Source organism: Hyphomonas sp. GM-8P, assembly GCF_003263315.1.
In the GTDB taxonomy this organism is placed as follows: domain Bacteria; phylum Pseudomonadota; class Alphaproteobacteria; order Caulobacterales; family Hyphomonadaceae; genus Hyphomonas.
In genome coordinates, this window is sequence record NZ_AWFE01000109.1 from 1 (window position 1) to 5,006 (window position 5,006).

Below are 5,006 nucleotides of genomic sequence, written 5' to 3' on the forward strand. Positions count from 1 at the left end.
AGGCGATGGACCACCTCAGTGGGGCAGACCATTGCTATTGCCATTGGTATGATGGTAGATGGCGCTATTGTTATCACTGAGAATGTGGATCGCGGCCTTCGCGAAAGCGACCCCTCTGAAGATCAACGCAATGTCGTGGCAAGGTCTACAGCAGAAGTCATTGCGCCGCTAATCGCAGCTGTTGCAGTGGTCATCATTGTTTTCTTACCGCTTTTCTCATTGCAGGGCGTGGAAGGCAAAACCTTCCGGCCACTGGCCGCTTCTGCTGCATTGGCTATGACGGGCTCGCTTTTTTATGCCGCCTTGATTGCTCCGTCACTGGCCAACGCGTTCATGCGCAAAGGCAAGGTGAAATCGAAAAATGAAATGGGACGAATAGCGCGTTTCGTCACTCAAGCGGCCTCGTTTTTTGTGCGCCGCAGACTAGCGGCCATCGGCCTTGCCGCCATCCTACTCATAATCGGCGGAATGGCTGGTTCACGCCTGGGATCAGAATTTACGCCCGCTCTTGAAGAGGGTGACATTTTGCTACGCGTGACCATGGCCCCGTCCATCTCCTTAACGGAGGCTTCTCAAACGACGACACGTATTGAAAAGAGACTTCTGGAAGCTTTTCCAGAGGTTAAATCTATCGTGACTCGGGTTGGCCGAGGTGAAGTCGGTGCCCATGCCGACCCGACCAATAGCGCAGAAGCCTTTGTCGAACTTAACCCGCAATCTGAATGGCGGGACGGTATGTCGGCGGAAGATTTGCGAACAGCTATCTCGGAAAACCTTGAATCTTTTCCGGGGATTGTTGTCAATATTGGTCAGCCAATCGCGATGTCGGTCGACGAGCTTCTGACAGGAACACGGGCTGAGCTTGCCGTTAAAATTTTCGGCCCGGACTCCGACGTGCTTCTTGCAAAATCACAAGAACTTCAAACCTTGCTGCAACAGGTCGAAGGCGCTGCGGAAGTGCAAGCCGATCAAATCACAGGCGCTCCCCAACTCGTTGTGACAATGGACCGGGCGGCCTTGGGCCGATACGGTCTGGATGTTGAAGATGCCTTGGATGCACTCAGGGCCTCGGTTGGCGGTGCGGAAGCGGGCTCATTGTTTGAGGGTGTGCGTCAGTTTCCAATCGTTGTGCGATTTCATGCCGAAAACCGCGATACGCCAGAAGCGATTAGTCGGGTTGTGCTGGAATCGCCTTCAGGAGCACGCGTTCCGCTGGAAACAGTGGCCAATATCGAAACTGTTATCGGGCCGCGCCAGATTACGCGCGAGGATGGTGAGCGCTTTATCACCGTGCAGTCAAATGTGCGGGGCCGCGACATCGGCTCATTCGTGATCGAGGCACAGGGCCTAACCGATGCCAATCTGGACTTACCGCCAGGTTATCGTGTGGTTTGGGGTGGGCAATTTGAACTGCAACAGCAGGCCAATGCGCGTTTCAAAGTGGTCATTCCGATTACACTTGGGATCGTATTCCTGATTCTATTGATGACGTTTGGCCGGGTAAAATCAGCCGTTCTGATTCTGCTCAATATTCCTTTGGCGCTGACTGGCGGAGCCATGGCGCTTTGGATTACGGGATTACCTGTCTCTGTTCCAGCCACGGTCGGGTTTATTGCTTTGTTTGGCATAGCTTTAGGTAACGGCATGGTGCTGGTCAGCTTTATGGATGATTTTGCGCGTGCAGGCCGCGATAAAGATCAACTGGCGATTGACGCAGCGGGTCTGCGCGCGCGTCCTGTTTTAATGACCGCCATGACAACCGCATTAGGTCTTGCTCCCTTGCTCTTTGCAACGGGTGTGGGCGCAGAGGTCCAACGACCTTTGGCAACGGTTGTGACAGGCGGACTTATTTCATCAACTTTGCTGACACTCTTGGTGATGCCTGCTTTGCATCGTTGGTTTGCGCCAAAGCCGGGAGGTCATCATTCTCTCGTTGAAACGTCGCACAACCCCGAAGCAATTCCGGCAGAATAACTTAAACAGCCTTGGCAGCCTCGGCTGCCAAGGCTCATGCAAAACGGAGACAATTATGGAAAACACTGACCACACAGATCATGATCACGATAGCAATGGGCATGGTCATGAACATGGCGATTTTTTTAGCAGATTGCTGGGCCCGCGCGCGGAAATAATCTTTGCTGGATTGGCGGGAATTTGTCTGTTGATTGGCTGGCTCGGACCCAAGCTTGATGTTTTACCGGATCCCATCAGTTTTGGATTCTTACTCGCAGCCTACTTTTTCGGCGGATATTACGCGCTGCGTGAAGCGCTTGGTAAGATACTTATAGGGCAGTTTCAGATTGATTTTCTGATGCTGGTTGCCGCGACGGGGGCCGCTATTCTTGGAGAATGGAAGGAAGGCGCCTTTCTCTTATTCCTGTTTGCCATTGGTCATGCGCTCGAAAACTTCGCGATGACTAGGGCGCGTAATGCCATTTCGGCACTGGCTGACCTCGCCCCGGATGAAGCGCTTGTGCGGCGCGGTGATACCACAGAAACGGTTGCGATTGATGCATTAGTGATTGGCGATGTTGTCATCGTTCGTTCCAATGAGCGCTTACCGGCTGATGGGTTTGTGGTGAGTGGACAGAGCGCGGTCAACCAAGCTCCAATTACAGGCGAAAGCGCTCCCGTGGATAAGCGCCCCGTTGCTGACCGCGTAAAGGCGGCGGAAAATCCCGACACGCTCAAATCCGAGTCCCGCGTTTTTGCGGGGTCAATCAATGGCTCAGGTAGTCTTGATGTTGAAGTGACAAAACTGTCCGGTGAAACCACGCTGGCCCGTGTCGTCACCATGGTCAGTGAAGCCGAGACGCGGCAATCACCAACCCAGAGTTTTACGAAAAAGTTTGAGCGTATATTTGTGCCTTGCGTTATTCTTTTGGCTATCGTGACCTCGCTGGCCTTTCTCGTTCTTGATGAAACCGCCTCGCAGAGTTTCTATCGCGCTATGGCCGTGCTTGTAGCCGCTAGCCCGTGTGCGCTTGCCATTGCCACGCCGAGTGCAATTCTCTCCGGCGTCGCCCGCGCGGCGCGCGGCGGCGTGTTGATCAAAGGCGGCGCGCCGTTGGAGTCGCTTGGCCGATTAGATTCAATTGCTTTTGATAAGACCGGCACGTTGACTGAAGGTGAACCGCGTCTTGTAGACATAGTGCCTTATGGTGATGTTGAAGAAGACACATTGCTAAAAGTTAGTGCGGCGGTTGAAACGCTCAGTGATCATCCCTTGGCCGAAGCGGTCGTGCGGGATGCAAAATCACGTCTGGGATCTGTCCCGGAAAGCGCCACAAATTTTGCGAGCATTACAGGTCGCGGGGTTTCTGCGCGCTATGATGGAGCGCTTGTTCATATCGGTAAATTGGCTTTATTTGACGAAGTGGACGGCGCGCCTGTGCCTGATGATTTGGTCGAAACCGTAAATGCGCTGTCCGCCAATGGCCGCACAACGATGATTGTGCGCCAAGGCGAGCGGTATTTGGGCGTCATCGGCTTGATGGACACCCCGCGCGAGGCGGCCAAGGCCGTGATTGCCCGCCTTCATGAAATTGGTGTTAGCCGTATGATGATGATTTCAGGCGATAACCAAAACGTCGCAGATGCCGTGGCGCGTGAGGTTGGTCTGGACGAAGCCTTTGGGGATCTGATGCCGGATGAAAAAGTCATCAAGATCAAATCACTCAGTGAAGGGCAAGGTGTCGCCATGGTTGGGGACGGCGTGAATGACGCACCAGCCATGGCCAATGCCACGGTTGGGATCGCCATGGGTGCTGCGGGGTCTGATGTCGCGCTTGAAACGGCTGACATCGCCCTCATGGCCGATGACCTTGAAACGCTGCCCTTTGCCGTCGGATTGAGCCGCGCGACCAGCCGAATAATTCGGCAAAATCTCTGGGTCAGCCTCGGTATTGTCGCGTTTTTGATTCCAGCCACATTGTTCGGTCTTGGAATTGGTCCGGCTGTGCTCATCCATGAGGGGTCAACGCTGCTGGTTGTCTCAAATGCCTTGCGCCTGCTTGGATATAACGAAAAGTAAAAGCGTTCGACATAGCGCCGCGTGATCTCGACCACACTCTCACAATCTGGGAATATACTGATGTTTAAGGGTATGAAAACAGTTCAAGTTTTAGTTGATTTAGTCATTGGAGTATTAATCGGTGTGCTGATATTGCACCCAATTGTAACGCTCGTCTTTTGGATTGAGTTTCAGGGGGAAATCGAGACAACCGCAACGTCTATGTGGTCTTTTGCAGCGGACCGCCTGTTGAAGCGATCTCAATTTGAACTCGGTCCGATGACATTTCTGTTTTCATTTGTTGGCGGAGCGCTGGGCCTGATTTTTGGTTGGATGCGAAGATATGTTTCGCGCAACAACCGCATTATCAGCGCTTTGGAGGTCGAACTTGAACACAGTTTGCCGGAGATCATTGGCAGTGGAGAAAATGATCGTGTGGAGTTCAAAGAGACTCTACGTTGGAATGTGAATGAAAATAGGGTCGATAAGACACTGGAACACGTGATTGCCAAAACGATTTGCGGAATGATGAACCACAAAGGCGGGTCACTATTGATTGGTGTCGATGATAGCGGTGAAATCAAGGGATTAGAGCGTGATTATAATACTCTGAAAATTAAATCAGCAGATGGCTTTGAACAAAGCATTGTTTCGATTATTCAGCGCTACCTCGGATTAAGTGTCTGCACATATGTGCAGTGCATGTTCCCACGCCAGAGAGATTTAGATATCTGCTGGCTACTCATTAAACCTACACAGAACCCCGTTTTTTTACGGGATGGGGATTCCGCAAAATATTTTGTTCGTACCGGAAATTCAACGCGTGAGTTGGACGCCCAAGAAACATTGAAACATAGAGATTCAAAAAACTAAGTGTGCTGTGATTTGGCGCCGAGATAAATGGGTAGAATTTATGACTTCCACAGAATCAAAAAAAAGAATGACGTTTAAAGTGTTATCATCGTAAGCGTCCGGCGTGGGCGCCCTTGACCGG

The 5,006-nt window shown here is 52.0% G+C and carries 3 protein-coding genes; all 3 read left to right on the forward strand.

The window, feature by feature from the left end; all coding sequences use genetic code 11:
- Positions 1 to 1,974, forward strand: a 1,974-nt coding sequence (locus HY26_RS16160) for an efflux RND transporter permease subunit (protein WP_146740265.1), incomplete at its 5' end; no start/stop codon positions are given.
- A 55-nt stretch (positions 1,975 to 2,029) separates the two neighbouring features.
- The gene (locus HY26_RS16165) at positions 2,030 to 4,033 is read left to right on the forward strand and encodes a heavy metal translocating P-type ATPase (RefSeq protein ID WP_112074120.1); all 2,004 of its coding nucleotides are present in this window, start codon (positions 2,030 to 2,032) and stop codon (positions 4,031 to 4,033) included.
- Between the two features lie 60 nt (positions 4,034 to 4,093).
- Complete coding sequence (locus HY26_RS16170) at positions 4,094 to 4,885, forward strand: helix-turn-helix domain-containing protein (RefSeq protein WP_112074121.1); 792 nt, start codon at positions 4,094 to 4,096, stop codon at positions 4,883 to 4,885.
- Positions 4,886 to 5,006 lie beyond the last annotated feature (121 nt).

Bases quoted from the DNA above. Each gene is read 5' to 3' on its own strand.
- HY26_RS16170 (WP_112074121.1), top strand. From the start codon at position 4,094: ATGTTTAAGGGTATGAAAACAGTTCAAGTTTTAGTTGATTTAGTCATT.
- HY26_RS16165 (WP_112074120.1), top strand. From the start codon at position 2,030: ATGGAAAACACTGACCACACAGATCATGATCACGATAGCAATGGGCAT.